Origin of the sequence: Aestuariivirga sp., assembly GCF_044239095.1 — a bacterium.
In the GTDB taxonomy this organism is placed as follows: domain Bacteria; phylum Pseudomonadota; class Alphaproteobacteria; order Rhizobiales; family Aestuariivirgaceae; genus Aestuariivirga.
This window is the reverse complement of the sequence record NZ_JBIICB010000380.1, coordinates 1-3,093: the sequence shown is the minus strand read 5'-3', so window position 1 is coordinate 3,093 and position 3,093 is coordinate 1. Positions and strand designations below refer to the sequence as shown.

3 protein-coding genes are annotated in these 3,093 nt (G+C 63.4%); all 3 read right to left on the bottom strand.

The window, feature by feature from the left end:
• Positions 1 to 146 precede the first annotated feature (146 nt).
• Positions 147 to 1,502: a tRNA (N6-isopentenyl adenosine(37)-C2)-methylthiotransferase MiaB gene (gene miaB / locus ACILRA_RS21500; protein ID WP_395664083.1), complete on the bottom strand. Its 1,356-nt coding sequence runs from the start codon at positions 1,500 to 1,502 to the stop codon at positions 147 to 149.
• Between the two features lie 120 nt (positions 1,503 to 1,622).
• Positions 1,623 to 2,399: a lysophospholipid acyltransferase family protein gene (locus ACILRA_RS21495; RefSeq protein ID WP_395664082.1), complete on the bottom strand. Its 777-nt coding sequence runs from the start codon at positions 2,397 to 2,399 to the stop codon at positions 1,623 to 1,625.
• A partial coding sequence (gene rimI / locus ACILRA_RS21490) for a ribosomal protein S18-alanine N-acetyltransferase (RefSeq protein ID WP_395664081.1) occupies positions 2,396 to 3,093 on the bottom strand: 698 nt, incomplete at its 5' end. The genes ACILRA_RS21495 and rimI, both read right to left, overlap by 4 nt.

The following is a 3,093-nucleotide window of genomic DNA, read 5'->3' as shown; positions in this document are numbered from 1 at the left end:
TCATGCTCGCCGCAGAGCAGCGACAACAGCTTGTTGTCGTCGAAGGAAAGGGTGAGGGTATCCGAAACTTCTTGCCGGGAGCCGTTCTTCTGGCTGCCGATCTGGGCCGCAGTGACGGGCGGATTCAAGGAGTCGTTTCTCCGTGTTTAAGCTGCCGGGGCATAATGGCCCGAAAGGCTGTTGGTTCCAACCCCTGTTATATGGGTATCCACGATGCTGCCAATAAGGGAGCTGTCGGCCTGGAGATGGACGGACTGCAGATAGGGCGAGCGCCCAACCAGCTGGCCGTCGTCGCGCCCCGGCTTCTCGAGCAGGACCGGCAGGGTCCTTCCCACCATCGAACTGTTGAAGGCGGTTTGTTGGCGATGGATAAGCGCCTGCAGTTCCAGGAGCCGGGCCGACTTTTCGGCCTCGGGCACCTGCTGCTCATGCCCCGCCGCAGGTGTGCCCGGGCGCGGGGAATACTTGAAAGAGTAGGCGCTCGCGTAGCAGATCTCGCGGACGAGATCGAGTGTCGAGTCGAAGTCTTTCTCCGTCTCACCTGGAAACCCAACGATGAAGTCGCCCGAAATGGCCATGTCCGGCCGGGCCGCGCGTACTTTTTCGATGAGTTGGATATAGTGTTGCGCCGTGTGCCCGCGGTTCATGGCCTTGAGAACGCTGTCGCTGCCAGACTGAACCGGCAGATGCAGGTAAGGCATCAGCTTCGGGTTTTCGGCATGGGCGGCGATCAGCTCTTCCGTCATGTCACGCGGATGGCTCGTGGTGTAGCGGAGCCTTTCGATACCCTCGACGCGTGACAGTTCGGCGACGAGACCGGCGAGCCCCACAGGCCGCCCGCGGCCGTCAAGCCCGTGATAGGCGTTGACGTTCTGTCCCAGCAGGGTGAATTCCTTCACGCCTCCGGCGGCCAGCTTGCGTGCTTCGCCCAGCACCTGTTCGAGCGGGCGCGAGAATTCGGCTCCGCGGGTATAGGGCACAACGCAAAAAGTACAGAACTTGTCGCAGCCTTCTTGCACGGTCAGGAATGCCGCGACCGACCTTCGCGGCTGCGCCCGCGCCTTCAGGCCCTCGAACTTCTCCTCCGCAGGGAATTCGGTTTCGACAATTGCCTTCTCGCCATTGGCATGCCGCGCCAAAAGCTGCGGCAGCCGATGGTAAGTCTGCGGCCCGAAGACCAGATCGACGGCTGGCGCCCGCCGCACGATCTCCTCGCCCTCGGCCTGGGCGACGCAGCCTGCGACGGCGATCAGCATCTCCGCACCGCTGGCGGCGCGTGCGCGTTTCATCTGCCGGATCTTGCCCAGTTCGGAATAGACCTTCTCAGCCGCCTTTTCGCGGATATGACAGGTGTTGAGGATGACGAGGTCAGCATCCTCCGGACCTGCCGTTTCGACATAGCCCAGTGGCGCCAGCACATCGTGCATGCGCTCGCTGTCGTAGACATTCATCTGGCAGCCGTAGGTCTTGACGAAGACTTTCCTGGGACCGTTTTCCATCATCCGCCCTCTATAGCGCGTTCTGACCAGGTGGAGTCACCTGGTCAAAAAGAACGCGCGCAAGATCAATTGCTTGAGCATGATCTTCTCGCAAGAGTGGTTTCCACTTTTGCGGATCATGCTCTAACCGATTTTGCCGGGATCGTGAAGCGCGCGGGCCACCCCCTTGCGCACCTGCTCCTCGGCGTGGCGTGCCAGCGCCTTGCGGGTCAATTCGCCGCTCAGCGAAAGTGGCGGATGGCAGATCACCGCCACCTCGACCGGTCCTGCGGCAAGTGCGCCCAGCAGGTGTGGCGCCAGGTCCATGTCGCCATACCAGGCATATGACGGCATCAGTCTCCGGTTCATCGGCAGGTTGCGCTGGCCGCGATATGCAAGCGAGACCGGCTGAACCAGCACTCCTTCGATCTCGGCGGCTCCGAAGAACGAACTCTTGAAGGGCAGGATGCGGCGGCCGTCACTCGACGTGCCCTCTGGGAACAGCACCAGTATGTCGCCCTGCCGCAGGCGGGCCTGCATGTCGTTCCGCGAATTGCCGGTGGCGTGACGGCGGTCGCGGTCGACGAAGACGGTACGCTGCAGCCGCGCAAGACTTCCGAAGAACGGCCAGGCGGAAACCTCCTTCTTGGCAACGAAGGAAACTGGTGCAACCGAACTCAACACCACGATGTCGAGCCAGCTCACATGATTGCTGACGATCAGCAACGGTCCTTGCCCGGGTGGGTTGCCCGACAGCTCCACGCGGACGCCCAGAACGCGGCAGACCAGCCGATGGTAGTGCATGGGAAACACCCTTGCCATGCCAGGCCAGAACCAGATGAAGAGCTGCTGCAAGGGCATCAGCGGCAATGTCAACGCTGCGAAGCAGGCGAGGATCGCCCACGGACGCAGCCTGTTCATGGCGCAAGCTCCCGCCGCATCACGATGGCATCCTCCCGCCCGTGCCGGCGACGGTAATAGTCCTTCCGCCTGCCGGCCTCATGGAAGCCCATCCCGCCATAGAGGGCGAGTGCCGCCGTGTTCGACGCTGCGACTTCGAGAAACACGTGGCGCACCCCCTGGCGCACCAGTTCGGACAGTTCGCGGCTGAGAAGCTGCCGCGCCAGGCCCCTGCGCTGGGCTTGTGGCCTCGTTGCGATGGTGATGATCTCGGCTTCATCCGCCGCCCGCCGCGCGAGAAGGAAGGCTGCAGGCTCATCCTGATCCAGGCCGAGCAGCGCGACGGCGCCGGGCATGCGCAGCAAGTCCTGAAAGGAAGCCTCACTCCAGCCCTCGTCGAAGGCCTCCGCGTGGAGGGCCGCCAGCAGTGCCGCTGCTGATTCGGAAACCTCCTCGACGGCAATGGTAGCCGCCCTGCGAAGCGGACTGGCCTGGGGTTTGGCATCCGGCGCCCGCAGATAGAGCGGAGCCGGAACGCCTCCCGGCGGGGCCGCGGCGGCATGAACGGCGAAGTTGGCAGCAATGGGCAAATCGCCCGCGGATGAAGCTGCAAGATCTGCTCTCCCGCTGGCGGCAATGAGCGCGCGTGCGGCGGAGCCGATGACCAGCGAATCCGCTGCGGCCATTTCGGCAGCTTCCATGAACGAGGCGACGC

Bases quoted from the DNA above. Each gene is read 5' to 3' on its own strand.
- miaB (WP_395664083.1), bottom strand. From the start codon at position 1,502: ATGATGGAAAACGGTCCCAGGAAAGTCTTCGTCAAGACCTACGGCTGC.
- ACILRA_RS21495 (WP_395664082.1), bottom strand. From the start codon at position 2,399: ATGAACAGGCTGCGTCCGTGGGCGATCCTCGCCTGCTTCGCAGCGTTG.